This is a genomic window from Rhizobacter sp., assembly GCA_019635355.1.
In the GTDB taxonomy this organism is placed as follows: Bacteria; Pseudomonadota; Gammaproteobacteria; order Burkholderiales; family Burkholderiaceae_C; genus Rhizobacter.
In genome coordinates, this window is the sequence record JAHBZQ010000001.1 from 3978278 (window position 1) to 4003188 (window position 24911).

The 24911-nt window shown below is 67.4% G+C and carries 27 protein-coding genes; 20 read left to right on the forward strand and 7 right to left on the reverse strand.

What is annotated here, in order from left to right:
* Positions 1 to 2 precede the first annotated feature (2 nt).
* From KF892_18275 to KF892_18285, 3 genes are all read right to left on the reverse strand, one after another.
* Positions 3 to 566: a polyisoprenoid-binding protein gene (locus tag KF892_18275; GenBank protein MBX3626972.1), complete on the reverse strand. Its 564-nt coding sequence runs from the start codon at positions 564 to 566 to the stop codon at positions 3 to 5.
* Positions 567 to 676: 110 nt separating this feature from the next.
* The gene (locus KF892_18280; GenBank protein ID MBX3626973.1) at positions 677 to 1234 is read right to left on the reverse strand and encodes a YceI family protein; all 558 of its coding nucleotides are present in this window, start codon (positions 1232 to 1234) and stop codon (positions 677 to 679) included.
* A gap of 14 nt (positions 1235 to 1248) precedes the next feature.
* Positions 1249 to 1785, reverse strand: a complete 537-nt coding sequence (locus tag KF892_18285) for a cytochrome b (protein ID MBX3626974.1) — start codon at positions 1783 to 1785, stop codon at positions 1249 to 1251.
* A gap of 256 nt (positions 1786 to 2041) precedes the next feature.
* Here KF892_18285 and KF892_18290 point away from each other — a divergent pair, with 256 nt between their 5' ends.
* The 12 genes from KF892_18290 (at position 2042) to KF892_18345 (ending at position 11376) form a co-directional block, all read left to right on the forward strand.
* The gene (locus KF892_18290) at positions 2042 to 2839 is read left to right on the forward strand and encodes an IclR family transcriptional regulator (protein MBX3626975.1); all 798 of its coding nucleotides are present in this window, start codon (positions 2042 to 2044) and stop codon (positions 2837 to 2839) included.
* On the forward strand, positions 2836 to 3609 hold the full coding sequence (locus KF892_18295) for an ABC transporter ATP-binding protein (protein MBX3626976.1): 774 nt from the start codon (positions 2836 to 2838) through the stop codon (positions 3607 to 3609). Before KF892_18290 ends, KF892_18295 begins: the two co-directional genes overlap by 4 nt.
* Before the next feature lie 314 nt (positions 3610 to 3923).
* Positions 3924 to 4628 (forward strand): ABC transporter ATP-binding protein, encoded by a 705-nt coding sequence (locus KF892_18300; GenBank protein ID MBX3626977.1) that lies wholly within the window; start codon positions 3924 to 3926, stop codon positions 4626 to 4628.
* A 40-nt stretch (positions 4629 to 4668) separates the two neighbouring features.
* Positions 4669 to 5874, forward strand: coding sequence for an ABC transporter substrate-binding protein (locus KF892_18305; protein MBX3626978.1), 1206 nt, complete (start codon positions 4669 to 4671; stop codon positions 5872 to 5874).
* 141 nt (positions 5875 to 6015) lie between these two features.
* Positions 6016 to 6903 (forward strand): branched-chain amino acid ABC transporter permease, encoded by an 888-nt coding sequence (locus KF892_18310; protein ID MBX3626979.1) that lies wholly within the window; start codon positions 6016 to 6018, stop codon positions 6901 to 6903.
* Between the two features lie 3 nt (positions 6904 to 6906).
* Positions 6907 to 7869, forward strand: coding sequence for a branched-chain amino acid ABC transporter permease (locus tag KF892_18315; GenBank protein MBX3626980.1), 963 nt, complete (start codon positions 6907 to 6909; stop codon positions 7867 to 7869).
* Between the two features lies 1 nt (position 7870).
* Complete coding sequence (locus tag KF892_18320; GenBank protein ID MBX3626981.1) at positions 7871 to 8125, forward strand: DUF2164 domain-containing protein; 255 nt, start codon at positions 7871 to 7873, stop codon at positions 8123 to 8125.
* Positions 8126 to 8164: 39 nt separating this feature from the next.
* Positions 8165 to 8512, forward strand: coding sequence for a GFA family protein (locus KF892_18325; protein MBX3626982.1), 348 nt, complete (start codon positions 8165 to 8167; stop codon positions 8510 to 8512).
* A gap of 9 nt (positions 8513 to 8521) precedes the next feature.
* On the forward strand, positions 8522 to 9274 hold the full coding sequence (locus tag KF892_18330; GenBank protein ID MBX3626983.1) for a sulfite exporter TauE/SafE family protein: 753 nt from the start codon (positions 8522 to 8524) through the stop codon (positions 9272 to 9274).
* Between the two features lie 13 nt (positions 9275 to 9287).
* Positions 9288 to 9935, forward strand: coding sequence for an Asp/Glu/hydantoin racemase (locus KF892_18335; GenBank protein ID MBX3626984.1), 648 nt, complete (start codon positions 9288 to 9290; stop codon positions 9933 to 9935).
* Between the two features lie 64 nt (positions 9936 to 9999).
* A complete protein-coding gene (locus tag KF892_18340; protein MBX3626985.1) occupies positions 10000 to 10812 on the forward strand; it encodes a tetratricopeptide repeat protein in 813 nt (270 codons plus the stop codon).
* A 63-nt stretch (positions 10813 to 10875) separates the two neighbouring features.
* Positions 10876 to 11376: a GFA family protein gene (locus KF892_18345; GenBank protein MBX3626986.1), complete on the forward strand. Its 501-nt coding sequence runs from the start codon at positions 10876 to 10878 to the stop codon at positions 11374 to 11376.
* On the opposite strand, the gene tesB is transcribed toward KF892_18345, so the two are convergent.
* Positions 11360 to 12250 (reverse strand): acyl-CoA thioesterase II, encoded by an 891-nt coding sequence (tesB, locus tag KF892_18350; GenBank protein ID MBX3626987.1) that lies wholly within the window; start codon positions 12248 to 12250, stop codon positions 11360 to 11362. The two genes, KF892_18345 and tesB, sit on opposite strands and share 17 nt — an antisense overlap.
* A gap of 206 nt (positions 12251 to 12456) precedes the next feature.
* On the opposite strand from tesB, the gene KF892_18355 reads away from it, so the two are divergent.
* Positions 12457 to 13446 carry a phospholipase A gene (locus KF892_18355; GenBank protein ID MBX3626988.1) on the forward strand — a complete coding sequence of 330 codons (990 nt, stop codon included), beginning with the start codon at positions 12457 to 12459 and terminating at the stop codon, positions 13444 to 13446.
* Between the two features lie 18 nt (positions 13447 to 13464).
* Here KF892_18355 and KF892_18360 read toward each other — a convergent pair whose 3' ends face one another.
* Positions 13465 to 14115, reverse strand: coding sequence for a hypothetical protein (locus tag KF892_18360; GenBank protein ID MBX3626989.1), 651 nt, complete (start codon positions 14113 to 14115; stop codon positions 13465 to 13467).
* Positions 14116 to 14171: 56 nt separating this feature from the next.
* Positions 14172 to 17750: an indolepyruvate ferredoxin oxidoreductase family protein gene (locus KF892_18365; protein MBX3626990.1), complete on the reverse strand. Its 3579-nt coding sequence runs from the start codon at positions 17748 to 17750 to the stop codon at positions 14172 to 14174.
* 171 nt (positions 17751 to 17921) lie between these two features.
* On the opposite strand from KF892_18365, the gene KF892_18370 reads away from it, so the two are divergent.
* From KF892_18370 to KF892_18390, 5 genes are read left to right on the forward strand one after another with little or no spacing between them, the layout of a single operon-like run.
* Positions 17922 to 18482 (forward strand): Lrp/AsnC family transcriptional regulator, encoded by a 561-nt coding sequence (locus tag KF892_18370; protein MBX3626991.1) that lies wholly within the window; start codon positions 17922 to 17924, stop codon positions 18480 to 18482.
* Positions 18482 to 19597 (forward strand): GGDEF domain-containing protein, encoded by a 1116-nt coding sequence (locus tag KF892_18375; protein ID MBX3626992.1) that lies wholly within the window; start codon positions 18482 to 18484, stop codon positions 19595 to 19597. Before KF892_18370 ends, KF892_18375 begins: the two co-directional genes overlap by 1 nt.
* Positions 19594 to 20484 (forward strand): EamA family transporter, encoded by an 891-nt coding sequence (locus KF892_18380; protein ID MBX3626993.1) that lies wholly within the window; start codon positions 19594 to 19596, stop codon positions 20482 to 20484. Before KF892_18375 ends, KF892_18380 begins: the two co-directional genes overlap by 4 nt.
* A gap of 56 nt (positions 20485 to 20540) precedes the next feature.
* Entirely contained in the window at positions 20541 to 21833 is a 1293-nt protein-coding gene (locus KF892_18385) for a PAS domain S-box protein (GenBank protein ID MBX3626994.1), read from the forward strand.
* The gene (locus KF892_18390; protein MBX3626995.1) at positions 21830 to 22474 is read left to right on the forward strand and encodes a response regulator transcription factor; all 645 of its coding nucleotides are present in this window, start codon (positions 21830 to 21832) and stop codon (positions 22472 to 22474) included. Before KF892_18385 ends, KF892_18390 begins: the two co-directional genes overlap by 4 nt.
* On the opposite strand, the gene nhaR is transcribed toward KF892_18390, so the two are convergent.
* Complete coding sequence (gene nhaR / locus KF892_18395; GenBank protein MBX3626996.1) at positions 22471 to 23361, reverse strand: transcriptional activator NhaR; 891 nt, start codon at positions 23359 to 23361, stop codon at positions 22471 to 22473. The two genes, KF892_18390 and nhaR, sit on opposite strands and share 4 nt — an antisense overlap.
* A 75-nt stretch (positions 23362 to 23436) precedes the next feature.
* Between nhaR and KF892_18400 the strand changes: the two genes are divergently transcribed.
* A complete protein-coding gene (locus KF892_18400; GenBank protein MBX3626997.1) occupies positions 23437 to 24204 on the forward strand; it encodes a TerC family protein in 768 nt (255 codons plus the stop codon).
* A gap of 17 nt (positions 24205 to 24221) precedes the next feature.
* Complete coding sequence (locus KF892_18405) at positions 24222 to 24911, forward strand: Bax inhibitor-1/YccA family protein (protein ID MBX3626998.1); 690 nt, start codon at positions 24222 to 24224, stop codon at positions 24909 to 24911.

Here is a 24911-nt window from a genome sequence, read left to right on the forward strand (position 1 = left end):
CCTTACTGCTTCACCGCTTCGACCTGGATCAGGAGCTTGATGCTGTCGGGAATGCCCGGCACGCCATAGTTGTTGCCGAACTGCGTGCGCTGGATCGTGGTGGTGAAGTCACCGCCGCAGACCTCGCGCTTGAGCATCGGGCTCGTGTAGCAGTTGAAGTTGGTGGCCGTCAGCGTGACCGGCTGGGTCTTGCCGAGGAAGGTCAGCGTGCCGGCGACGGTGGTGACCTTGTCGCCGTTGAAGCTGAACTTGTCGCCCACGAACTTGGCGGTCGGGTACTCGGCGGCGTTGAAGAAGTCCTTGCTCTTCAGGTGGCCGTCGAGCGGGCCCACGCCGGTGCTGACCGAGGTGGTGTCGATGGTGATCTCGGCCTTGCCCGACTTGCCCTTCTCGAGCGACACGCTGCCTTCCTTCTTGTCGAAGCGGCCACGGATGGTGCTGGTGCCGAAATGGTTGGCCTCGAAGGTCACGAAGGTGTGCGACGGGTCGATTGCGTAGGTGGCGGTTTCGGCCTGGGCCATGCCGGCGACGGCGAGCAGGGCGGAGACGAGCAGGGTCTTGGTCATGGTGAGTTTCCTGGTGGTGGAGAAAGAGTGATCAAGCAACGCCCGCGGAGCCGGCTTTGCCGGGCCGCCAGGCGGCGCCCCTTGGGGGCAGGAGCGAAGGGACTGGGGGGCTAAAGGGCCCCGACGCCCGTCAGCGCGAACTTGAGCTTCACGGTGACTTCGTTGGCGACCATCGAGGTGTCTTTCCAATCGCCGTCGCCGATTCGGAAATCGAGGCGCTTGAGCACGAAGCCGCCGGTGGCCGTGGTGGTGCCGCCGGCCTGGGCGAGCGCCACCGGCACGACGATGTTCTGGCTCGCGCCCTTGATCGTGAGCTTGCCGGCCACCTCGAACTTGCCCGGGCCCGTGGCCTTGACGGTGGTCGACTGGAAGGTCGCCTGCGGGAAGGCCTTGGTGTTGAACCAGTCGGGCTTGGCGACTTCGCTCTCGGTCTCGCTGGAGCCGAAGCTCACGCTGGCCAGGTCGACGGTGAAGGCGATCTTGGCGGCCTCGGGCTTCTTCGGGTCGAAGGCCACCTGGGCGTCGAACTTCTTGAACTTGCCGTCGACCGGCACGCCCATCTGCTTGCTGGTGAAGGCGATCTCGCTCTGGGCGGGCACGAGCTTTTGTTGTGCCGCGGCACCCAAGGCCACGGAGGCGAGCAACACGGAGGCGATGAGTTGTTTCATGAGGGCGGGTCCTTTCAACCACGCAGCGACATGCGGCCGATGAGCCCGTCGCGATCGATGAAGTGGTGCTTGAAGGCGGCGGCCACGTGCATCAGCACCAGCACCGCGAGCAGCCAGGCGAGCCGCCCGTGCCAGGGCTTGATGGCCTCGGCCAGCGCCTTGTCGGGCGACACGAAATCGGGCAGCGGCAACACGCCGAACCACACGATGGGGAAGCCCGCGGCCGAGCTGTACGCCCAGCCCACCAGCGGCACCGCGAAGAAGAGGGCATAGAGCGCCCAGTGCGTGGCGTGGGCGGCAAGCTTCTGCCAGGCCGGCGCGGGCAGGTCGGCCGGCGGCCGGTGCGTCAGGCGCCACAGCAGGCGCAGCGCCGAAAGGGCCAGGATCGTCACCCCCGCCCACTTGTGCCAGTTGTAGTACTTGAGCCGCTGCGGGGAGAAGGGCAGGTCGCTCATGTAGACGCCCATGCCGAACGCGCCGACGATCGCCAGCGCCAGGATCCAGTGGAACGCGATGGCGACGGCGCTGTAGCGGGGTGCTGAGGTGTTCATGAGGTTGGCACTCTACGGGGGCATCGTTCAAAGCCGTTCACCGACCTTGTCGTGAGCCTTCAAATTTTTGAACGTCCGGGCCAGCACCGCGCCTGCGGGGGCTTACGCAAAAGCGCCAACACGCAAACCCTGAGCGGACTTTCCCTAGGGCGGGTTCGGCGCATGTTGCAGCGCTGCAGGCGGCTCTTAGACTCGGCTCCCGGTGTTCATGTAACTGAATTGCGTTCAACAGGCTGAACTACCCCACATGCTCCCGATGGCCACTCCCTCTTCCCCCACCAAGCCCGCCCTCGTGCCGGCGGTGGCGCGGGCGATGGCCTTGCTCGACCTGCTGGAAAAAGAGCGCGGGGCCATGAGCCTGGCCAAACTCGCAGCCAGCCTGACGCTGCCCAAGAGCAGTGTGCATGGCCTGTGCAACACCCTGGTGGCATTGGGGTACTTGCGCCGCCAGGACGACGGCGCCTTCTACATCGGCCCGCGCGTGATGGGCCTCGCCCATGCGTTTGCCGAGGCGACCACGCCGGCCCAGGAGTTCGAGCGCCTGTGGGCGAGCCTCGGCACCGTGCCGCAGGAGACGCTCATCCTCTCGGTGCTCGACGGCACCGACGTCGTCTACGTGGGCGTGCGCAACGGCATGCGCCCGCTCGGCATGGCCTTCAGCGTGGGCATGCGCCTGCCGGCCCACCGCGCCGCCACGGGCCGCGCGATGCTCGCCTTCCACGACGAGGCGTGGGTCAAGCAGCTCTACCCCGCCGCGCGCCTGCCCGCCTACATGAACCTGCCGGCCATGCGCCGCAGCGATCTGCTGCAAGAGCTTGCCGAGACGCGCGAGCGCGGCTACAGCATCGACGACGAAAGCGTGCGCCAGGGCGTGTACTGCCTGGCCGCGCCGGTGCGTGGCGCCTCGGGCGAAGTGGTGGCCGGCCTGGGCGTGTGCATGCAGAAGGCGGGGCTCAAGGCCCGCTTCGTCGCCCAGCAGCGCGACACCGTGATCGACCTCGCCCGCCGGCTCTCCGAGCGGCTGGGTGCTTCCCCTCAGCAAGGGTCCAAATGAGCGACGACATCATTCTCGAAACGCGCAAGCTCACCAAGGAGTTCAAGGGCTTCGTCGCGGTCAACCAGGTCGACCTGAAGGTCAAGCGCGGCCACATCCATGCGCTGATCGGGCCCAACGGCGCCGGCAAGACCACCTGCTTCAACCTGCTCACGCACTTCATCACGCCGACCTCCGGCCAGATCGTCTTCAACGGGAATGACATCACCGGCGAGGCCCCGGCCCACATCGCACGGCGCGGCATCATCCGCTCGTTCCAGATCTCGGCGGTGTTCCCCCACCTCACCGTGCTGGAGAACGTGCGCGTCGCGTTGCAGCGCAAGCTTGGCACCTCGTTCCACTTCTGGAAACCCGAGCGCTCGCTGCACACGCTCAACGAGCGCGCGCTCGAGCTGCTGCGCCAGGTCGACCTCGAAAGCTACGCCGAGCACACCACGGTCGAGCTGAGCTACGGCCGCAAGCGCGCCCTCGAGATCGCCACCACGCTCGCGATGGAGCCCGAGCTGATGCTCCTCGACGAGCCCACGCAGGGCATGGGCCTGGAAGACGTGGACCGCATCAAGACGCTGATCAAGAAGGTCTCGGCCAACCGCACCATCCTGATGGTGGAGCACAACATGAGCGTGGTGGCCAGCATCGCCGACACCATCACCGTGCTGCAGCGCGGCGCCACGCTGGCTGAAGGGCCTTATGCCGAGGTGTCGAAGAACCCGGCGGTGATCGAGGCCTACATGGGCTCGACGAACGTCGAATTGAAGGGGGCGCATTGATGTTGCGTGCGTCGATCCGCGCGAGCCGAGGCCACCGGGTGACCGGCTCCGCTCATGTCCCCCGGCCAGGCTGCGCCTGGCCTCCTCCTTTACTTCGCTGCGCCGGTCACCCGGCATCCTCGGCCAGACACTGCAGTGGCATGCCCCGCGCGAGGCATGCCTGGCTGGTGGTTTGCTCGCTGTGGTGGGGCGCCGTGTGGAGTGAGGTAAAGGAGGAGAGGCGGGCGCAGCCCGACTCGGGGGACATGAACGGAACACGGCGCCCCGCCGCAGCGAGCCCGCGCCGCCGCTCCAAGCAAAGGACCCACTGAAAAATGGCCACCAGATTTCTAGAAGTCAAAGAACTCCAAGGCTGGTACGGCGAAAGCCACGTGCTGCACGGCGTGAATTTCCACGTCGACGAAGGCGAGGTCGTCACGCTGCTCGGCCGAAACGGCGCCGGCCGCACCAGCACCTTGCGCGCCATCATGGGCCTCATCGGCTCGCGCAAAGGCAGCATCAAGGTGCGCGGCACCGAGGCCATCTCGCTCCCCACGCACCGCATCGCCCGCATGGGCCTCGGCTACTGCCCCGAAGAGCGCGGCATCTTCTCGACGCTCTCGTGCGAAGAGAACCTGCTGCTGCCGCCCAAGCAGGCCGAAGGCGGCATGAGCATCGCCCAGATCTACGACATGTTTCCCAACCTGAAAGAGCGTGCCAGCAGCCAGGGCACGCGCCTCTCGGGGGGCGAGCAGCAGATGCTGGCCGTCGCGCGCATCCTGCGCACCGGCGCCAAGCTGCTGCTGCTCGACGAAATCTCGGAGGGCCTCGCACCCGTCATCGTGCAGAAGCTCGCCGAGATGGTGGTGGCCTTGCGCAAGCAGGGCTACACCATCGTGATGGTGGAGCAGAACTTCCGCTTCGCCGCACCGCTGGCCGACCGCTTCCTCGTCATGGAGCACGGCCGGATCATTCAAGAGTTCACCCAAGCGCAACTGCCTGACCGCATGGCCCAGCTCCACGAGTACCTGGGCGTTTGAACCTGCTCGCCTCTCTCACCACCACCAGGAGAAACACATGATGAAACTCAAGAACATCGCCGCAGCAGCCGCCATCGCGTGCACCAGCGCGCTTCTTCCCGCCCAGGCCCAGATCTCGGGCGACGTGATCAAGATCGGCATCATCACCGACATGTCGGGTCTGTACTCCGACATCGACGGCCCGGCCGGCGTCGAAGCCATCAAGATGGCCATCGCCGATGCGGGCGGCAAGATCAACGGCAAGACCATCGAGCTCGTCTCCGCCGACCACCAGAACAAGCCCGACATCGCCGCCGCCAAGGCGCGCGAGTGGTTTGACACCAACGGCCTGGACATGCTGATCGGCGGCACCAACTCCGGCACCAGCCTCGCGATGGCCAAGGTCGCTGCCGAGAAGAAGAAGCTCTTCATCTCGGTGGGGGCGGCCACCTCGGCGCTGACCAACGAGCAGTGCAACCCCTACACCGTGCACTGGGCGTATGACACCGTGGCCCTCGCCAAGGGCACGGGCAACGCGGTGGTGAAGGCCGGCGGCAAGAGCTGGTACTTCCTGCAGGCCGACTACGCCTTCGGCGCGCAGCTGATGAACGACACCTCGGCCGTGGTCAAGGCCGCGGGCGGCACCATCGTGGGCAGCGTGAAGCACCCGCTGTCGGCGAGCGACTTCTCGTCCTTCCTGCTGCAGGCGCAGTCGAGCAAGGCGCAGATCCTGGGTCTCGCCAACGCCGGTGGCGACACCATCAACAGCATCAAGGCGGCCAACGAGTTCGGCATCACCAAGACGATGAAGCTGGCCGGCCTCTTGATGTTCATCAACGACGTGCACTCGCTGGGCCTGAACGCCACGCAGGGCATGTACCTCACCGACAGCTGGTACTGGAACCGCGACCCCGAGACGCGCGCCTGGAGCCGCAAGTTCTTCGAGAAGATCAAGCGCATGCCCTCGTCCATCCAGGCGGGTGACTACTCGGCCGCCCACAACTACCTGAACGCCGTCAAGGCCGTGGGCAGCGACGACGCCGACAAGGTGCTGGCCCAGATGAAGAAGACCAAGGTCAACGACATCTTCGCCAAAGGCGGCTTCATCCGTGACGACGGCCGCATGGTGCACGACATGTACCTGATGCAGGTGAAGACGCCGAAGGAGTCGACCGAGCCGTGGGATTACTACAAGGTGGCGCAGACCTTCAAGGGTGAGGAGGCCTGGACCACGAAGGCTGAATCGAAGTGCGCCCTCTGGAAATAAATGACGGCCCCCCAGTCGCTCTCGCTCCTGCCCCCAAGGGGCGCCACCTGGCGGACCGGCAAAGCCGGCTCCGCGGGTGTTGCTTGATGTGCACCTTGCTTCGCAGGTGCGAGTGCGTCTGACGTTCTACTGATCACTGCCATGACCGAAATATTTGGTATTCCGATACAGGCCTTCATGGGCCAGCTCATGCTGGGCCTGGTGAACGGCTCGTTCTACGCCATGCTGAGCCTCGGCCTGGCGGTGATCTTCGGCCTGCTCGGCATCGTGAACTTCGCGCACGGTGCGCTGTACATGATCGGCGCCTACGTGGCCTGGTTCTCGCTCGAGAAGTTTGGCCTCAACTATTGGATGGCGCTCATCGTGGCGCCGCTGGTGGTAGGCGCGCTCGGCCTCGTGATCGAGCGCACGCTGCTCAAGCACCTCTACAAGCTCGACCCGATCTACGGGCTCTTGCTGACCTTCGGCATCTCGCTGATCTTCGAAGGCGTGTTCCGCGAGCAGTACGGGGTGTCGGGCCAGTCGTATTCGGTGCCCGAGGCGCTGCAAGGTGCCACCAACCTCGGCTTCATGGTGCTGCCCAACTACCGCGCCTGGGTGATTGTGGCTTCGCTCATCGTCTGCCTGGGCACCTGGGCCTTGATCGAGAAGACGAGCCTCGGTGCCAAGCTGCGTGCCGGCACCGAAAACCCGGCACTGGTGCAGGCCTTCGGCATCAACGTGCCGATGATGGTGATGTTCACCTACGCGGGTGGTGCGGCCCTCGCCGCGCTGGCCGGCGTGCTGGCGGCGCCGGTGATCCAGATCACGCCGCTGATGGGCACCAACCTCATCATCGTCGTCTTCGCGGTGGTGGTGATCGGCGGCATGGGCTCCATCCTCGGCTCCATCCTCACCGGCCTGGCGCTCGGCCTGGTCGAGGGCCTGACGAAAGTGTTCTACCCCGAGGCGTCCAACATCGTCGTCTTCGTGATCATGGCCATCGTGCTGATGATTCGCCCCGCCGGCCTCTTCGGCAAGGAGAAATAAGGCATGGCCACCCCAGCCACCACCCCGACCCCGGTCGTGCGCAAGGCGCGCATCGCGTGGGCCGTGCTCTTCGCGCTGCTCGCCGTCGCGCCCTTCGTCGGCCTGTACCCCGTCTTCATGATGAAGGCGCTGTGCTTCGCGATCTTTGCCTGCGCCTTCAACCTGCTGCTCGGCTTCACCGGCCTGCTGTCGTTCGGCCACGCGTGTTTCCTCGGCTCGGCGGCGTATGCCACCGGCTGGCTCGTGCGCTCGGCGGGCCTCACGCCCGAACTCGGCCTTCTCGCCGGCGTGGGGATTGCGGCGCTGCTCGGCCTGGCGGTGGGGCTGATTGCCATCCGCCGCCAGGGCATCTACTTCGCGATGATCACGCTCGCGATGGCGCAGATGGTGTACTTCGTCTGCCTGCAGGCGCCCTTCACCGGCGGTGAAGACGGCCTGCAGGGCGTGCCGCGTGGCAAGCTCTTCGGCCTCTTGCCGCTCGGCAACGACATCGCGATGTACTACCTGGTGCTCGCGATCTTCGCGGCGGTGTTCCTTGGCATCCTGCGCATCGTGCACTCGCCCTACGGCCAGGTGCTGAAAGCCATCCGCGAGAACGAGCCACGCGCCATCTCGCTCGGCTACGACGTCGACCGCTACAAGCTCCTCGCCTTCGTGCTCTCCAGCGCGCTCGCCGGCCTGGCCGGCTCGCTCAAGACCCTGGTGCTCGGCTTCGCCACGCTGACCGACGTGCACTGGTCGCTCTCGGGCGAGGTGATCCTGATGACGCTGCTCGGCGGCCTCGGCACCTTCGCCGGCCCGGTGATCGGCGCCTTCACCATCATCGGCCTGCAGAACTTCCTCGCCGACCGCGTGGGCTCGTGGGTCACGGTCATCATCGGCGGCATCTTCGTGGTGTGCGTGATCGCCTTCCGCCGCGGCTTCGTGGGCGAGCTGCTCGCCTGGCAGCAAAAGCGAAAGCAGTGACATGACCATCGAGATCCCGAAAGACGCGCGCAAGGAGGCCATCGCCTCCATCGAGCGCTACTTCCAGGAAAACATGGACGAGAAGATCGGCAACATCGCCGCCGGTGCGTTGCTGAACTACTTCCTCGAAGAGATCGGCCCGCTCGTCTACAACCAGGCGGTGGCCGACGTGCAGGAGCGCCTGCGCATGCGCGTCGACGAGCTCGACGTCGAACACCACGAAGACGAATTCCAGTACTGGCGCAAGCGCCGCTGAATGGGCACCATACGCGGCTTCATTCCTGAGGAGACGCGCATGAAGTACACCGGCAGCTGCCACTGCGGCAAGGTGGCGTTCGAGGTCGAAGGCGAGATCGGCACCGCGCTCGCCTGCAACTGCTCGATCTGCCAGCGCAAGGGCTCGCTGCTGTGGTTCGTGCCGCGTGCGGAGCTGAAGCTCAAGACGCCCGAAGACGCCGCCAGCACCTACACCTTCAACAAACACGTCATCAAGCACCGCTTCTGCCCGACCTGCGGCATCCACCCCTATGGCGAGGGTGTCGACCCGAAAGGCAACGCGATGGCCGCGATCAACGTGCGCTGCCTCGAAGGCATCGACCTCGACACGGTGAAGGTCCACCACTTCGACGGGCGCTCCCAGTGACGGCCGTGCATGACCGGCGCTGAGATCGCGCTGCTCGTCGTCGGCGCGGCCGTCGCCGGTTTCGTGCAGGGGCTGTCGGGCTTCGCCTTCGGCATGGTCGCGATGTCGATCTGGGTCTGGGCCATCGACCCCCGCGTGGCGGTGGTCATGTCGATTGCCGGTGGCCTGAGCGGGCAGATCTTCGCGGCCGTGCGGTTGCGCCGCGGCCTGCAATGGCCGCTGCTGTGGCCCTTCCTGGCGGGTGCCCTCGTGGGCGTGCCGCTGGGTGTGGTGGTGCTGCCCTTCGTCGACGCGGTCGTCTTCAAGTTCGGCCTCGGCGTGACGCTGATGGTGTGCTGCTCGGCCATGCTCTTCGCCCAGCGCTTCCCGCGCATCACCCGTGGCGGGCGCATCGGCGATGCGCTGGCCGGCACGGCCGGTGGCGTGATGGGCGGGCTCGGCGGCTTCACCGGCGTCGTGCCCTCGCTGTGGTGCACGCTGCGCGGCTGGGACAAGGACACCGCCCGCGCCGTGCTGCAGAACTTCAACCTCGCCGCGCTCTCCGTCACCTTTGCCACCTACGTGGGCGGCGGCATGGTCACGCGCGAGATGTGGCCGCTCTTCTTGGCGGTCATTCCGGCGCTGCTCATCCCCTCGGTGCTGGGCACGCGCCTCTACGTGGGCCTGAGCGAAACCTCGTTCCGGCGCGTGGTGCTGGGCTTGCTCACCGTCTCGGGGGTGGTGATGATCGTGTCGTCGCTGCCCGTTCTGCTGAAGAGATGACACGAGAGACGACATGACCGACATCGCCTTCCTCCACACCTCGCCAGCGCACGTGGCCACCTTCGATGCGCTCCTGAAAGAGGTGGCGCCGCGGCTCACCGCGTCTCACCTCGTGCGCGAAGACCTGCTGGCCCGCGCGCAGCGCGAGGGCCTCGACGACCCGGCCCTCATCGCCGGCGTGCGCTCGGCGCTGCAGTCGGCCGCGGCGCATGCCCGCGTCGTCGTGTGCAGTTGCTCCACCCTCGGCGGCCTGGCGGAAGCCGCGCCCACCCCCGTGCCCGTCACCCGCGTCGACCGTGCGATGGCCGACGAGGCGGCGCAACGCGGCGCGCCGGTGCTGATGGTCGCCGCCCTGCAGAGCACGCTGGCGCCGACCGCTCAGCTGCTGCAGTCGTCGGCCGAGCGCCTTGGCCAGCCGCTCGCGATGCGCACGCTGTGGGTCGAAGACGCCTGGCCCCACTTCGAAGCCGGCCGCCGCGAGGCCTACCTCAGCTGCATCGCCAGCGCCGTGCGCCAGCACGCCAAGCCCGGCGACACCGTGGTGCTCGCCCAGGCCTCGATGGCCGGCGCCGCCGATCTCTTGGCCGACACCGGCCTCGTGGTGCTGAGCAGCCCGCGGCTGGGGGTGATGCACGCGCTGCGTTTCTGCGATGTCGGCTGAATCCGATCGATGGCTTCGTTCGGCGTCGCTGGGTGCGGTGGTTCTTGCCTGGAGCTCATCCGCCATGGCCCTTGACCTGTCGACCTTGTGGGACTTCCGCCAACCGGCTCTCAGCGAGCAGCGCTTTCGCGCGGCTTTGCAGACGGCAAGCGGTGATGATGCGCTGATCCTGCAAACGCAGATCGCGCGCAGCCACGGCTTGCGGGGCGACTTCGCGAAAGCCCGCGAGCTGCTGGCCACGCTGCAGCCCGCGCTGGAGTCGGCTGGCGCGCCAGCCCGCGCCCGGCACGCACTTGAGTGGGGCAGAAGCTTCGCCTCGGCCGCGCATCGCGCACAAGACGTCACCCCGGAGTCCCGAGCCGAGGCACGGGCCGCCTTTGAGCGCGCGGCCCGCATCGCCAGCTCCGTGGGGCTGGACGAACTCACGGTCGATGCGTTGCACATGCAGGCCTTCGTCGACCCGTCCCCGGCCGAACAGGAGCGCTGGACGCGCGAGGCGCTGAAGGTGGTGAGCGCATCCACCCGGCCTGACGCCCGTGCATGGGAAGCGTCGCTGCGCAACAACCTGGGCATGGTGTTGCACGACCAAGGCCGTTTCGGTGAGGCGCTGGGCGAGTTCGAACTCGCGCTGATCGTTAGAGAGCGTGGCCAGGATGCTGCGGCCACGCGGGTGGCGCGCTGGATGGTGGCCTGGACCCTGCGGGCGCTCGGCCGCATCGACGAAGCACTCGCCTTGCAGCAGCGCCTGGAGCGTGAAGGCGATGCCGCGGGCGAACCCGACCCCTACGTGTATGAAGAACTCGAAGCGCTCCATCGAGCGAGACACGAAGCCGAGTTGGCAGCCCACTACGCGCGCAAGCGCCAAGCCCCCCGCTGAGCTTGAAGAAGTGCATGCGCACAAGGGCAAGGTGGTGTTCCGCCAGGTCGAGGAGACGGCACGATGAGTGAGACGACGACCGTGGCCGAAGGCGGCTGCACCTGTGGCCAGCTGCGCTACCGCCTGACGGGGGCGCCGCTCATCGTGCACTGCTGCCACTGCCGCTGGTGCCAGCGCGAGACGGGTGCGTCGTTCGCGCTCAACGCGATGATCGAAGCCGACCGGGTGCAGCGGCTGACCGCCGGCGAGGTCGAGACCGTGCTCACGCCCTCGGAGAGTGGCAAGGGCCAGAAGATCGTGCGCTGCCCCAACTGCTGCATCGCCGTGTGGAGCCACTACGCCGGTGCAGGTGACGCAGTGTGCTTTGTGCGGGTGGGCACGCTGGACGAGCCCGACCGTTTCCCGCCCGACATCCACATCTACACGCAGTCGAAGCAGCCCTGGGTGCTGCTGCCGCCCGGTGCACGGGCGGTGCCGGAGTACTACCGCGCGTCGGAGGTCTGGCCGGCCGAGAGCCTCGCGCGGCGCGAGGCGCTGATCCGCAGGCTCAAGCCGGCTTCTTGACCTTGGGCGGCTGCGGGCGCATCAGGCCCTCTTGCGCGACCGAGGCGACGAGCCGCCCGTCCTGGGTGTAGATGCTGCCGCGGCAGAAGCCGCGGGCGCCGTTCGCGGCCGGGGAGTTGGTGGCGTAGAGCAGCCAATCGTCCATGCGGAAGCTGTCGTGGAACCACATCGCGTGGTCGAGGCTCACGCCCTGCACGCTGCCGTTCATGAACGAGAGGCCGTGCGGCAGGAGCGCGGCGCTGAGCAGCCCGAAGTCGGACGAATAGGCCAGCATCGCCTGGTGCAGCACCGGGTCGTCGGGCAGGCGGTCGGAGGCGCGGAACCACGAGTTGTTGACCGCGGCGCGCTCGCCGGCCGGCGGCGGGTTGAGCGGGTTGAAGGGCTCGCAGTGGCGGATGTCGATCGCGGTCTCGGCATGCAGCACCGCGCGCAGGCGCTCGGGCAGCTTGTCGGCCAGCTGGCGGCGCAGCTCGTGCACGCTGGTCAGGCCCTCGGGCGGCGGCACCTGCGGCATCGCGTCCTGGTGCGACACGCCTTCTTCCTTCACATGGAAGGAGGCGGCGAAGTTGAAGATCGGCTGGCCGTGCTGGATGGCGACCACGCGCCGGGTGGTGAAGCTGCCGCCATCGCGGATGCGCTCCACGTCGTAGACGATCTTGGCCTGCTTGTCACCGGGGCGCAGGAAGTAGGCGTGGAGCGAGTGCACGGAGCGGTCACGCTCGACGGTGAGTGCGGCGGCCATCAGGGCCTGGCCCAGCACCTGGCCGCCGAAGACGCGCGGGCTGCCGATGTCGCCGCTGATGCCGCGGAACAGGTTGTGTTCGAGCTGCTCGACCTGCAGCAGCTCGACCAGCTCTTGGACTTGGGTATTCATGGGCGAAATGATCTCACCAAACCTGCCGCTTACCATCGCGCGGCCCCCTCCACTGCGCGCTCACCGTGTTGAATCCTGCCCCCCGACTCCACGCTTTGCCGTTCATTGCCTGCGCCGTTGCGAGCGGCCTCGCGCTCGCGGCCGGCGTGGCCCATGCCCAGGCGAGCACCTCGCCGTCGGCCGTTCCCGCCCCCACCAATGAGGCGATGCAGGAATGTGCCGCCATCGGCGCCGCCGCCGACCGCCTGGCCTGCTACGACAAGCTCGCCGGTCGCGCGCTGCCCGCGCCCCCGCCAGCGGAGGTGCCCATTGCCACCACGCAGATGGCGCCGCAAGGGGCACCCACCGCCCCAGCGCATGAGGTGAAGCCCGAGGCGAGCCCGTTGTCGCAGTACTGGGAGCTCGACGCCAGCGACAAGCGCGGCACCTTCAACCTGCTCGGCTATCGCGCCAACTACGTGATGCCCTTGCACAAGACCAACCGCATCAACCGCGCGCCGCAGTCGCCCACGCAGGCGGCGGTGAACCAGCCCAACTACCGCGACGTCGAGGCCAAGTTCCAGATCTCGCTGCGCACCAAGGCGGTTCAGGACGTGCTCGGCACGGGTGGCGACCTGTGGCTCGCGTTCACGCAGCAGGCGATGTGGCAGATCTGGAACGGCAAGGACTCCAAGCCCTTCCGCAACACCGACTACGAACCCGAAGCGATCTTCGTCGTGCCCGTGCCCAGGGCGGTGCGGCAGTTGCCCTTCGGCTGGCAATGGCGGCTCGGGCAGTTCGGCCTCGCGCACCAGTCGAACGGCCAGTCGGACCCGCTCTCGCGCAGCTGGAATCGCGTGTACCTCGGCACCGGCTTCGAGCGCGGCGACCTGAGCCTCACCGCGCGTGTCTCGCAGCGGCTGAACGAGAAGCTGGAGCGCGACAACAACCCCGACCTCGTCGACTACCGCGGCCGCACCGAGCTGCAGCTCGGCTGGACGCCGGGCGCCAGCACCCATTCGCTGACTTGGCGCAACAGCGCCCGGCGCAGCGACTGGGGTGCGCTGCAGTTCGAGTGGACCTACCCGGTGTCCATGAGCCGGCCGAACGGCCTGCGCTGGTTCGTGCAGGCCTTCCACGGCTACGGCGAGACGCTCACCGACTACAACTTCAAGCAGACGAGCTTCGGCTTCGGCCTGAGCTTCATGCAGTTCTGACCGAAGCTGGCTGCGCCGTCAGTTGGCGGCAAAGCAGTACAGCAGGCCGGCGCCGCCGGTGGCCTTGAGCGCGTCTTGGCTGCAGCCGCGCGAGGGGTGCGAGGAGTTCCACGACTTCGCCTCGGCCGAGTCGTTGAGGCCCATGCGGTCGTGGTGGCCGACGATGGCGCTGCCCTCGCCGCTGGACGTCCAGTTGTTGCAGGTGGCGGTGGCGGCGCGGCCGTCGGGCAGCGACCCGGTGAGGATGTCGTGCAGGTTGGGCGTGTCGCCGCGGCCGTTGGTCACGGCGCCTTTCTCGGTGAGCGCGGTCTGCTTGGTGAGCTTGTTGTTGGCGCTGTGCAGGTCGTCGACGCTGGTGGCGATGACCTCGCCCTTCACGTTCTGCCACGGGCCGCGGCCGATGCGGTCACGGGCGTTTACCGCGGGTGAGGTGGTGGTCGCCGTGGTGCTCAAGTACGCACGCCAGGTCCGCGCGCCCATGCCGGCAGCCTCGGCGAGCGACTGGCAGTGTTTGTCGGCGCCGGCCAGGCCGCCGAAGTCGGCGCCCTTGCCGCTGCCGGTGCTGGTCACGAAGAAGGTGGTGGGGTTCTTCGGCGCCATCGAGCCGCAGGCGGCGAGGGCGAGGAGGGTGAGCGAGAGCAGGGCCGGCAGGCGGAGGCGAGCGTTCATCGGGTGTCTCCTGGGTGGTTGGGGCGCTGCATCTTCCCACCGCGAAGAGACCCGTGTCACGCCCGGGTTCTCACCGCCTCCACCGTGGGGCCGGCGTGCCACGCGGCCATCAGCGCCTGCCACTTCGGGCGCGCCGCGGCGAGGTGGCGCGCCTTCACATGGCCGTAGCCGCGGATCTCTTCCGGGATCTTCGCAATCGCGATGGCCTGCGGCAGCTTGTCGGCGCTGAGCGTGGTCAGCACCTCGTCGAGGCTTGCCCGGTACTCGGCGATCAGCGCACGTTCGGTCTTGCGCTCTTCGGTGCGGCCGAAGGGGTCGAGCGCGGTGCCGCGCAGGCCCTTGCACTTGGCGAGCACGCGGAAGGCGGTCGTCATCCAGGGGCCGAAGCGCTGCTTCACGAGTTCGCCGCGTTCGTTGTGTTTGGCGAGCATCGGTGGCGCGAGGTGGTAGTGCACGCGGTAGTCGCCCTCGAACTGCGAGGCGATCTTCTGCAGGAAGCCGGTGTCGGTGTGCAGGCGCGCGACCTCGTACTCGTCCTTGTAGGCCATCAGCTTGAAGAGGTAGCGGGCCACGGCTTCGGCCAGCTTGGTGCTGCCGAGCGGCGCCTCGGCGGTGCGCACCTTGTCGACGTAGGCGCGGTACTGCGCGGCGTAGGCGGCGTTCTGGTAGGCGGTGAGGAACTCCACGCGCTTGGCGACGAGCTCATCCAGGTTGCCGCCGGGCTTGCGCACGAACTCGATGACCTGCGAAGGCTGGGCCAGCGACTGCACGGCACGCAGGTCATGCGCCGCACGGCGGCCCCACTCGAAGGCCAGTTGATTGCGCTCGACCTGCACACCGTTGAGCTCCATCGCGCGCATCAGGGAAGCGTGCGACAGCGGCACCCGGCCCTTCTGCCAGGCGTAGCCAAGCATCATCGGGTTGGTGTAGAGCGAGTCGCCGCACAGCGCAACCGCGAGTTGCTCGGCGTCGAACGCGCCGAAATGGTCGCGCCCCGCCGCGGCCATCAACGCGGCTTCGCAGCTCGCCGAGGGGAACTGCCAGTCGGGGTTGTGCACGAAGGCGGCGGTGGGCGAGCCGTGGGTGTTGAGCGCGACGAAGGTGCGGCCTTCGCGCACCACCGCGAGCGTGGCCTTGTTGGCGCCGACGATGGGGTCGCAGGCGAGCACGAGGTCGGCCTCGGCGGTGCCGACCTTGGTGGTGTAGATCTCGCTCATGCGGTCGGCGATCTGGATGTGGCTCCAGGTGCTGCCTCCCTTCTGCGCGAGGCCGGCGGCGTCTTGCGTGACGATGCCCTTGCCGTCGAGGTGCGCGGCCATGCCGAGCAGTTGCCCGATGGTGATGACGCCGGTGCCGCCGACGCCGGCGACGACGATGCCGAAGGCATGGCGCGTGTCTGGCAATGTCGGCTCGGGTACGCCGATCTTCGACGGATCGGGGCGTGACACCTCTGCCTTCTTCGCGCTCTTGAGCTGCCCGCCCTGCACGGAGACGAAGCTCGGGCAGAAGCCCTTCACGCAGGAGTAGTCCTTGTTGCAGGTGTTCTGGTTGATGCGGCGCTTGCGGCCGAACTCGGTCTCGACCGGCTCCACGCTCAGGCAGTTGCTCTGCACCGAACAGTCGCCGCAGCCTTCGCACACCAGCTCGTTGATGACGACGCGCGTGTCGGGCTCGACCATCGTGCCGCGCTTGCGGCGGCGGCGCTTCTCGGTGGCGCAGGTCTGGTCGTAGATGATGGCCGTGGTGCCCTTGAGCTCACGGTACTCGCGCTGCAGGCGGTCGAGTTCGTCGCGGTGGAAGACCTGCACCCCGGGCGCGAGCGTCACGCCGTCGTATTTGGCCGGGTCGTCGCTCACGATGCAGAGTGCGCTCACGCCTTCGGCCTTCAGGCTCTGCATGATCTGCAGCACCGAGTGACCCTCGGGCCGCTCACCGACACGCTGGCCGCCCGTCATCGCGACCGCGTCGTTGTAGAGGATCTTGTAGGTGATGTTCACGCCCGCCGCGATGCTCTGGCGGATGGCGAGCAGGCCGCTGTGGAAGTAGGTGCCGTCACCGAGGTTGGCAAAGATGTGCTGCTCGGTGGTGAAGGGCGCCTGGCCCACCCAGGGCACGCCTTCGCCGCCCATCTGCGTGAAGGTGGAGGTGCTGCGGTCCATCCACACCACCATGTAGTGGCAGCCGATGCCGGCCACCGCGCGCGAGCCTTCGGGCACGCGGGTGGAGGTGTTGTGCGGGCAGCCGCTGCAGAAGAAGGGCTGGCGGTCGCCGCTGTCGGCCTTCAGCGCCTGCAGCGATTTTTCTTTCGCGTCGATGAGTGCGAGGCGCGCGTCGATGCGGGCGGCGGTGTCGGCATCGACGCCGAGCTTCTTCAGGCGCTTGCCGATCGCCTTGGCGATGATCGCGGGCGTGAGGTCGGCCTGCGCGCGCAGCAGCCAGTTGGCGCTCGGGTTGGGCTGCGACCATTCGCCGCCGGTGGCGTCGCCCTCGGCTTCGTCGAATTTGCCGAGCACGTTGGGCCGCACGTCGGTGCGCCAGTTGTAGAGCTCTTCCTTGAGCTGGTATTCGATGACCTGGCGCTTTTCTTCGACGACGAGGATCTCCTGCAGGCCGGTCGCGAAGTCGCGCGTGATGGTCGCCTCCAACGGCCACACCACGTTGACCTTGTGCAGGCGGATGCCGAGGCGTCGGCAATCGTCGTCGCTCAAGCCGAGGTCGTGCAGCGCCTGGCGGGTGTCGTTGTAGGCCTTGCCCGAAGCGATCAGGCCGAAGCGATCGTTCGGGCCGCTGATGACGTTGTGGTTGAGCTTGTTGGCCCGCACGTAGGCCAGCGCGGCATACCACTTGTGGTCCATCAGCCGCGCTTCTTGCTCCAGCGGCGGGTCGGGCCAGCGGATGTGCAGGCCGCCGGGCGGCATCACGAAGTCTTCGGGCAGCACGATCTGCACACGGTCGGGGTCGACGCTGATGCTGGCCGACGATTCGACGATCTCCTGGATCGTCTTCATGCCGGCCCACACGCCCGAGAAGCGGCTCATCGCAAACGCGTGCAGGCCCATGTCGAGGATGTCTTGCACGCTGGAGGGAAAGAACACCGGCAGCCCGCAGGCCTTGAAGATGTGGTCGCTCTGGTGCGCGGCGGTGGAGCTCTTGGCGATGTGGTCGTCACCGGCGAGCGCGATCACGCCGCCGTGCTTCGCGGTGCCGGCCATGTTGGCGTGCTTGAAGACGTCGGAGCAGCGGTCGACGCCCGGGCCCTTGCCGTACCAGAGGCCGAAGACGCCGTCGAACTTCTTGGTCTCGGGGTAGAGGTCGAGCTGCTGCGTGCCCCACACGGCGGTGGCGCCCAGCTCTTCGTTGACGCCGGGCTGGAAGACGATGTTCTGCGCCTGCAGATGTTTCTTCGCCGCCCACAGCGCCTGGTCGTAGCCGCCGAGCGGCGAGCCCCGGTAGCCGCTGATGAAGCCGGCGGTGTTGAGCCCGGCCATCGCATCGCGTGTGCGCTGCAGCATGGGCAGCCGCACCAGCGCCTGCACGCCGCTCATGAACGCCTTGCCGGTGGGCAACGCGTATTTGTCGTCGAGCGAGACGCTCTCCAGGGCCTTGCGGATCGAGTCGGGCAGCGGTGCGTTCATGCGTCGGGGCTCCTGTGGGTGGGCAGTGCCGCAGCTCGTGACCGCGGCGTGCTTCAAAGGGGAACGGTCTGGGCAGTGTAGGGAAGCGGGCGGTGGAAGTCCTTTCTTTGTTTGCTCGATGAAAGGGTGTTCCAGCAATAATCTTTCGCAAAACTCGCAGTTGGAGTCGAAATGCCGCTCAAAAAGCCGTTCCCAGGGAAAACCATCAAGCTCGCAGACGAGCCTGCAGAACCTCATGGCGACGCGCTCGACCGCTACGACGTGCTCATCCTGCGCGAGCTGCAGCACGACGCCCGCCTGTCCAACGCCGAGCTGGCCGCGCGCATCGGCCTGTCGGCCGCGCCCACCTGGCGGCGCGTGAAGTGGCTCGAAGAGCAGGGCTACATCACCGGCTACCGGGCCGAGATCGACCGCCGCAAGATCGGCCTCGGCGTGCTGGCCTTCGTGCGCGTCGACGCTGAGCGCAACAACGGCCTGGCCACCCGGGCGCTGGAAGACGCCATCCGCAAATTGCCCGAGGTGATCGCCTGCCACTACATTTCAGGCACCGGCACTTTCGAGCTGCAAGTCATGGCCACCGACCTCGATGCGTTCTCCCGCTTTTCGATCGACACCCTGCTCAACCTGCCGAACGTCAAAGACATCCACACCAGCTTCTCGCTGGGCGAAGTGAAGGCTGGGGCCGCGCTGCCCCTCTCGCATCTGCACACCGCCAAACCGCGCTCGCGTTGATGTCCTCGTCCCGCCTGGCCGACTGGCTCTTCGGCACCGAACCCAAGCAGCGGCTGCGCCTGGTGCAGTGCGGCACGGCGATGCTGCTGGTGCTGGGCAGCGTGCTCAACATGCAGTACCTGGTGTGGGCCGGGCTCGCGCCGATGGTGCCCACGGCGTGGTGGACGCTGGTGCTGATCGGCGGCTTCGTGGTGTTCTTCATCACCATCCGCAGCGGGCAGAACCTGCGTTATGCCGACCCGTCGCTGACCGTGCCGCAGATGGTGTTCGCCATCCTCTGCGCGGCGGTTGCGTATGCCATCGCAGGCAAGGGGCGCGGCGGGGCGTTTCCGATCCTGATGGTCGTGTTCATGTTCAGCATGTATTCGCTCGCGCCGGGGACCGTGCTGCGCACGAGCTTCTTCGCGGTGGCGGTGTTCGCCGTCACGATGGCCACGATGGCCTGGCGCCACCCGGCGGTCTACGAGCCGGCGGTGGAGTGGGGCCACTTCATCATGATCGCGATCATGGTGCCGGCGGTCGCGGTGCTGGCCGGGCAGCTGAGCCGCCTGCGCGACCGGCTGCGCCGCCAGAAGAAAGACATCGCGACCGCGCTCGCGCGCATCCAGGAGCTCGCCACGCGCGACGAGCTCACCGGCCTCATCAACCGCCGCCACATGCTCGAGCTGATGGAGCAGGAACGTCAGCGCGGTGTGCGCTCGGGGCAGTCGTTCTGCCTCGCGGTGATCGACATCGATGGCTTCCGCGAGATCAACGACCGGCACGGCCACGCCTTTGCCGACGAGCTGCTGCGCCGCTTCGCGAACGAAGCGCTCAACGTGATCCGCATCTCCGACCTGCTCTCGCGCTGGAACGGCAAGGAGTTCCTGCTGATGCTCAGCAACACCCGCGCCTCGCTCGGCCGCACCAGCCTCGAGCGCCTGCGCGAGCGCATGAAGGCGATGGCCGTCGAGGTGCCCGGCGGCGAGCCGGGGGCCGAGCCGCTGCACCTGAGCTTCTCGGCCGGCGTGGCCGAGCACCGCGCGGGCGAATCGGTGGCCGACACCGTGCAGCGTGCCGAGCATGCGCTCATCAACGCCAAGGCCTCGGGCGCCAACCGGGTGGTGCTGGCTTGACGGTGGCCGCGCACCCGCCGTGGCGGCACCTGCTGCTGGCGCTGGCGGTGGTGGCGGTGTGGGGCACCAACTTCGTGGTCATCAAGTCGGCCCTGGCGCACCTGCCGCCGCTGCTCTTTGCCACCCTGCGCTACGCCATCGCGTTTTTCCCCGCGGTGCTGCTGCTGCGCAAGCCGGCGGTGCCGTGGCGCAACCTCGCCGCCTACGGGGTGCTGATCGGCGTGGGCCAGTTCGGCGTGCTCTACATCGCGATGCGCAGCAGCATCTCGCCCGGCCTCGCCTCGCTCGTGATCCAGACACAGGTCTTCTTCACCATCGTGCTGGCGATGCGCCTGGCCCGTGAGCGGGTGCAGGGCTACCAGTGGCTCGCGCTCGTGCTCGGCGCCGCGGGCATCGGGGTGATCGGTGCGCACACCGGCGGCGATGCCACGGTGGCCGGCCTCCTGATGGTGCTGTCGGCCGCGTTCTGCTGGGCCTGCGCCAACATCGTCAGCAAGCGTGCGGGCCAGGTGAACATGCTGGCGTATGTGGTGTGGTCGAGCGCTGCGGCCGTGCCGCCGCTGCTCGCGCTCTCACTGTGGGTGGAAGGCTGGCCGGCGGTCGAGGCCGGCGTGGTGAACGCCGATGCCGCCACCTGGGCCGCGGTGGTGTGGCAGTCGGTCGGCAACACGCTCTTCGGCTACGCCGCCTGGGGCTGGCTGCTCGCGCGCCACCCGGCGGCCAGCATCACGCCGATGGCGCTCTTGGTGCCGGTGTTCGGCATGGCGGCGTCGAGCTGGTGGCTGGGCGAGTCGCTGCCGGGCTGGAAGCTGCTGGCCGCCGCGCTGATCCTGTGCGGGCTCGGCCTCAACGTGCTCTGGCCACGTTGGCGCACTGCACAAAACTGAAGCTGCTTGGCACAGGCCTTGCACTCGGTTGGTGAGCCTCCCGAGGTGACCGCCCCATGTTCACTGAGTTCATCCAGCCCGTGCGCGCCACGCCCAGCCCCAGCGGGGCGTGGAGCGAGCGCCTGCAACTGCTGCTCGAATCCACCGGCGAGGGCATCTTCGGCATCGACATGGCGGGCCGATGCACCTTTGTCAACCGCGCCGCCGCCGAGATGCTGGGCTACCGCACCGAGCAAGTGCATGGGCGGAACATGCACGAACTGATCCACCACACGCATGCCGACGGGCGCCACTACCCCGAGTGCGACTGCCCGATCTTCAACGCCTTTCGCCGCGGCCTGCCGTGCCGCATCGACAGCGAGGTGCTTTGGCGCGCGGATGGCTCGGCCTTCAGCGCCGAGTACTCGTCGCACCCGGTCATCGATGGCGGCGTGGTGCAGGGCGCGGTGGTCACAATCGTCGACATCACCGAGCGCAAGCGCGCCGAGGGCGAGCTGCGCCAGGCGCATGAAGAGCTGGAGCGACGCGTCGAAGAGAGAACGCACGAGCTGACCCATGCGCTCGGCCAGTTGCGCGAACTCTCGGCCTATCTGGAGACGGTGCGCGAAGAAGAGCGCACGCGCATCGCCCGCGAGATCCACGACGAGCTGGGCTCGCTGCTGGTGGCGCTGAAGATGGATGTGAACTGGCTGCACAAGCGTGTCGACGACCGCCCGCCGCTGGCCGCCAAGTGCGAGGGCATGGGCAGGCTGATCGACCGCGCCGTCGACAACCTCGGCCGCATCATCACCGACCTGCGCCCGAGCATCCTCGACCACCAGGGCCTGTGGGCGGCGCTCGAATGGCAGGCGCAGGAGTTCATCGAGGCCACCGAGTTGCAGCACGAGCTGCAAGTGCATGTGCACCACGGGGTCGAGGCGCCCACCGGCCCGCAGGGCGAGCGCTGGGCGATCGCGGTCTTCCGCATCTTTCAAGAGATGCTGAGCAACGTGGCGCGACATGCGCAGGCGCGCTGGGTGCACATCCGCCTGTACGTCGATGGCCCGCCCGCGCCCGTGCTGCACCTCGAGGTGCGCGACGACGGCGTGGGCGCCACCCGCGAAGCGCTCGACGCCCCGCGCAGCTACGGCGTGATGGGCATGCGCGAACGCGCCGGGCATTTCGGCGGGCAGATCACGATCGACAGCGTGCCGGGTCTGGGCACCTACGTGCGCCTGACCATGCCTTTGCCAGGAGCCGAGATGGGCTTGAACGAAGACGCGCGGGCCGAGCGCCGGGCCGCTCCCAAGCCGGCCCGCATCCCCTCGGGGGATCGGCCAACGTCCTCGTTGGACGAGGGGCAGTCATGACCATTCATGTCTTGATCTGCGATGACCACCTGATCGTGCGGCAGGGCATCCGGCAGGTGCTGGCCGATGCGCCCGACATCGAGGTCGCGTTCGAGGCGGCCAACGGCCCGGAAGCGCTGACAAGGGTGCGGCAAGGCGGCATCGACGTGGTGCTGATGGACATCGCCATGCCCCACCGCGACGGGCTCGACGTGCTGCGCCAGATGAAGAGCGAGTACCCGAAGCTCCCGGTACTGATGCTCAGCACCTACCCCGACAAGCAGTACGCGGTGCGCAGCATGAAGCTCGGCGCGGTGGGCTACCTCAACAAGAGCGCCGACTCCGAGCAGATGATCTCGGCCATCCGCAAGGTGGCGGCGGGCGGCATGTTCATCACACCCACCGTGGCCGAGCACCTGGCGAGTGCCATTGGCGCCGGCCACACGGAAGACAAGCCGCTGCACGAGCGCCTGTCGCACCGCGAGTACCAGGTGTTCCGCCTTTTGAGCCAGGGCCGCAGCGTGGGCGAGATCGCCGAGCAGTTGGCGCTGTCGTCCAACACGGTGAGCACCTACCGGGCGCGCATCCTCGACAAGACCGGCGTGCGCAACGACGTGGAGCTGGCGCTCTACGCGGTGCGCCAGGAACTCACACAGGTTTAGGCCAGGAAGCGGCCGCGTGCCGCCTCGGTGATCGCCACCACGCAGGGGTGCGTGATGCGCCGCTCCACCGAGATGGCGTAGAACTCTTCCACCAGCGCCTCGGTGCGGCCGAGCACCTTCACGCCGTATTGCTCGCAGGTTTCGTCGTCGAGCACGGTGGGTGACATGAAGACGCCCTGGCCCTCGCGGCCGAAGGCCTTCATCAGGGCCGCGTCATCGAACTCGCCCACCACCCGCGGATGCAGGCCCTGCTCGGCGAGCCACAGGTCGAGCCGCTGGCGCATCGCCGACGACGATCCTTGTGAAAGGAAGGGTGCACCGTCGAGGCATTTCGGAAAGGGGCCCTTCAGCGAGCGCTTGAGGGCGGGCGCGGCGAAGAAGCTCATGGCGGTCGTGCCGAGCGGGTGGTTGTAGGCCTTCACGCTGACCGACTTGCCCATCGGCTCGTCGGCGAGCACGAGGTCGAGCCGGTGCACCGAGAGCTGGCCGAGCAGGTCTTGCAGCTTGCCCTCGTGGCCGATGAGGCGGGTGTTGGGCACGCGCAGTGCCGGCTCGATCAGCCGGTAGGCGATGGCCTTGGGCACCTGGTCGGCGATGCCCACGCGAAAAGGCAGCACGGCCCCTGCCGTTCCCGCCTTGCCGATGGCCGCTTCGAGCTCGGTGCTCAACGCGAAGATCTGGTCGGCATAGCCGAGGGCGGTGCGGCCCTCTTCGGTCAGTTCCAGGTGGCGGCCCTTCTTGCGAAAAAGTGCACAGCCCAGGCGCTCTTCGAGCAGCTTGATCTGGGTCGAGAGTGTCTGCGGCGTGGTGTGCAGTTGCTCGCCCGCGCGCATCACCCCGCCCGCCTTGGCGGTGGCCCAGAAGTAATAGAGGTGCTTGAAGTTCATGCTTCCGTTTTCTAGAAGTCACGCTTCCAAAATCGCGACTTTACGCGAAGTGTTGGAGCGCCTAGATTCCAAGCGATGGAATTCCTGCTCGACCCCAACCTCTGGATCGCCTTCGCGATGCTCACCGCCCTCGAGATCGTGCTCGGGGTCGACAACATCATCTTCATCTCGATCCTGGTGGGCCGCCTGCCGGCGCAACAGCGCGACATGGCACGCCGGCTCGGCCTCGGCTTCGCGATGCTGAGCCGTCTGGCGCTGCTTTTCTCGCTGAGCTGGGTGATGAGCCTCACCGCCGACCTCTTCACCGTGGCCGGCCAAGGCATCAGCGGGCGCGACATCGTGCTGCTGCTGGGTGGCCTCTTCCTGCTCTACAAGGCCACGCACGAGATCTTCATCGAGGTCGAGGCGCGCGAGCAGGACGGCCCGCCCAAGACCGACGACGCCGTCATCAAGTCGGTGGGGGGCAAGCTCTTCTGGGCCATCATCGGCCAGATCGCCATCATCGACATCGTGTTCTCGCTCGACTCGGTGATCACGGCGGTGGGCATGGTCGACGAGATCGGCGTGATGGTGGCGGCCGTGATCGCCGCCGTGGCCGTGATGCTCTTCGCTGCCAAGCCGATCGGCGAGTTTGTCGACCGCCACCCGTCGGTCAAGGTGCTGGCGTTGGCCTTCCTGGTGATGGTGGGCATGGCGCTCACCGCCGAAGCCTTCGACGTGCACGTGCCCAAGGGCTACATCTATGCTGCGATGGCCTTCTCCCTGGCCGTCGAAGCCCTCAACATCCGCGCCCGGAACAAGCGGCGGGCCGCGGTGTCTCATGAGTCTTCCGCTGGTGTCTGATTAGCAAAGGAGTCTTCATGAACTACGACCTTCAACAGGTTTACGGCCAGGCCGTCACCTCGCCGCAGGAGCGCAACAAGGTCCTGCGCAACACCTACTGGCTGCTGGCCCTGTCGATGGTGCCCACCGTGCTGGGCGCCTGGGTTGGCGTGGCCACCGGCATCGCCGCGGCCATGTCGCCGATGGTGAGCCTCGTGGTCTTCCTCGGCGGCGCCTTCGGCTTCATGTTCGCCATCGAGAAGACGAAGAACTCGTCGGCCGGCGTGCCCATCCTGCTCGGCTTCACTTTCTTCATGGGCCTGATGCTCTCGCGCATGGTGGGCATGGTGCTCGGCCTGTCGAACGGCGCCGGGCTCATCATGATGGCCTTCGCCGGCACGGGCGCGATCTTCTTCGGCATGGCGATGCTGTCGTCGGTGATCAAGCGCGACCTGTCCAGCATGGGCAAGTGGCTCTTCATCGGCGCGATCATGTTGCTCGTGGCCGGCATCGCCAACATCTTCCTGAAGTCGCCCGCGCTGATGATCACGCTGTCGGTGCTGGCCATCGGCATCTTCTCGGCCTTCATCCTGCACGACCTGAAGCGTGTGCAAGACGGGCATGAAACGAATTACATCACCGCCACGCTGGGCGTGTACCTGAGCCTGTACAACGTGTTCCAGTCGCTGCTGGCCCTGTTCGGCATCTTTGGCGGGCGCGACGAGTAA

Excerpts from the sequence above, each read along its gene's own strand:
- KF892_18275 (MBX3626972.1), bottom strand. The coding sequence starts at position 566 with ATGACCAAGACCCTGCTCGTCTCCGCCCTGCTCGCCGTCGCCGGCATG.
- KF892_18280 (MBX3626973.1), bottom strand. The coding sequence starts at position 1,234 with ATGAAACAACTCATCGCCTCCGTGTTGCTCGCCTCCGTGGCCTTGGGT.
- KF892_18285 (MBX3626974.1), bottom strand. The coding sequence starts at position 1,785 with ATGAACACCTCAGCACCCCGCTACAGCGCCGTCGCCATCGCGTTCCAC.
- KF892_18290 (MBX3626975.1), top strand. The coding sequence starts at position 2,042 with ATGGCCACTCCCTCTTCCCCCACCAAGCCCGCCCTCGTGCCGGCGGTG.
- KF892_18295 (MBX3626976.1), top strand. The coding sequence starts at position 2,836 with ATGAGCGACGACATCATTCTCGAAACGCGCAAGCTCACCAAGGAGTTC.
- KF892_18300 (MBX3626977.1), top strand. The coding sequence starts at position 3,924 with ATGGCCACCAGATTTCTAGAAGTCAAAGAACTCCAAGGCTGGTACGGC.
- KF892_18305 (MBX3626978.1), top strand. The coding sequence starts at position 4,669 with ATGAAACTCAAGAACATCGCCGCAGCAGCCGCCATCGCGTGCACCAGC.
- KF892_18310 (MBX3626979.1), top strand. The coding sequence starts at position 6,016 with ATGACCGAAATATTTGGTATTCCGATACAGGCCTTCATGGGCCAGCTC.
- KF892_18315 (MBX3626980.1), top strand. The coding sequence starts at position 6,907 with ATGGCCACCCCAGCCACCACCCCGACCCCGGTCGTGCGCAAGGCGCGC.
- KF892_18320 (MBX3626981.1), top strand. The coding sequence starts at position 7,871 with ATGACCATCGAGATCCCGAAAGACGCGCGCAAGGAGGCCATCGCCTCC.
- KF892_18325 (MBX3626982.1), top strand. The coding sequence starts at position 8,165 with ATGAAGTACACCGGCAGCTGCCACTGCGGCAAGGTGGCGTTCGAGGTC.
- KF892_18330 (MBX3626983.1), top strand. The coding sequence starts at position 8,522 with ATGACCGGCGCTGAGATCGCGCTGCTCGTCGTCGGCGCGGCCGTCGCC.
- KF892_18335 (MBX3626984.1), top strand. The coding sequence starts at position 9,288 with ATGACCGACATCGCCTTCCTCCACACCTCGCCAGCGCACGTGGCCACC.
- KF892_18340 (MBX3626985.1), top strand. The coding sequence starts at position 10,000 with ATGGCCCTTGACCTGTCGACCTTGTGGGACTTCCGCCAACCGGCTCTC.
- KF892_18345 (MBX3626986.1), top strand. The coding sequence starts at position 10,876 with ATGAGTGAGACGACGACCGTGGCCGAAGGCGGCTGCACCTGTGGCCAG.
- tesB (MBX3626987.1), bottom strand. The coding sequence starts at position 12,250 with ATGAATACCCAAGTCCAAGAGCTGGTCGAGCTGCTGCAGGTCGAGCAG.
- KF892_18355 (MBX3626988.1), top strand. The coding sequence starts at position 12,457 with ATGCAGGAATGTGCCGCCATCGGCGCCGCCGCCGACCGCCTGGCCTGC.
- KF892_18360 (MBX3626989.1), bottom strand. The coding sequence starts at position 14,115 with ATGAACGCTCGCCTCCGCCTGCCGGCCCTGCTCTCGCTCACCCTCCTC.
- KF892_18365 (MBX3626990.1), bottom strand. The coding sequence starts at position 17,750 with ATGAACGCACCGCTGCCCGACTCGATCCGCAAGGCCCTGGAGAGCGTC.
- KF892_18370 (MBX3626991.1), top strand. The coding sequence starts at position 17,922 with ATGCCGCTCAAAAAGCCGTTCCCAGGGAAAACCATCAAGCTCGCAGAC.
- KF892_18375 (MBX3626992.1), top strand. The coding sequence starts at position 18,482 with ATGTCCTCGTCCCGCCTGGCCGACTGGCTCTTCGGCACCGAACCCAAG.
- KF892_18385 (MBX3626994.1), top strand. The coding sequence starts at position 20,541 with ATGTTCACTGAGTTCATCCAGCCCGTGCGCGCCACGCCCAGCCCCAGC.
- KF892_18390 (MBX3626995.1), top strand. The coding sequence starts at position 21,830 with ATGACCATTCATGTCTTGATCTGCGATGACCACCTGATCGTGCGGCAG.
- nhaR (MBX3626996.1), bottom strand. The coding sequence starts at position 23,361 with ATGAACTTCAAGCACCTCTATTACTTCTGGGCCACCGCCAAGGCGGGC.
- KF892_18400 (MBX3626997.1), top strand. The coding sequence starts at position 23,437 with ATGGAATTCCTGCTCGACCCCAACCTCTGGATCGCCTTCGCGATGCTC.
- KF892_18405 (MBX3626998.1), top strand. The coding sequence starts at position 24,222 with ATGAACTACGACCTTCAACAGGTTTACGGCCAGGCCGTCACCTCGCCG.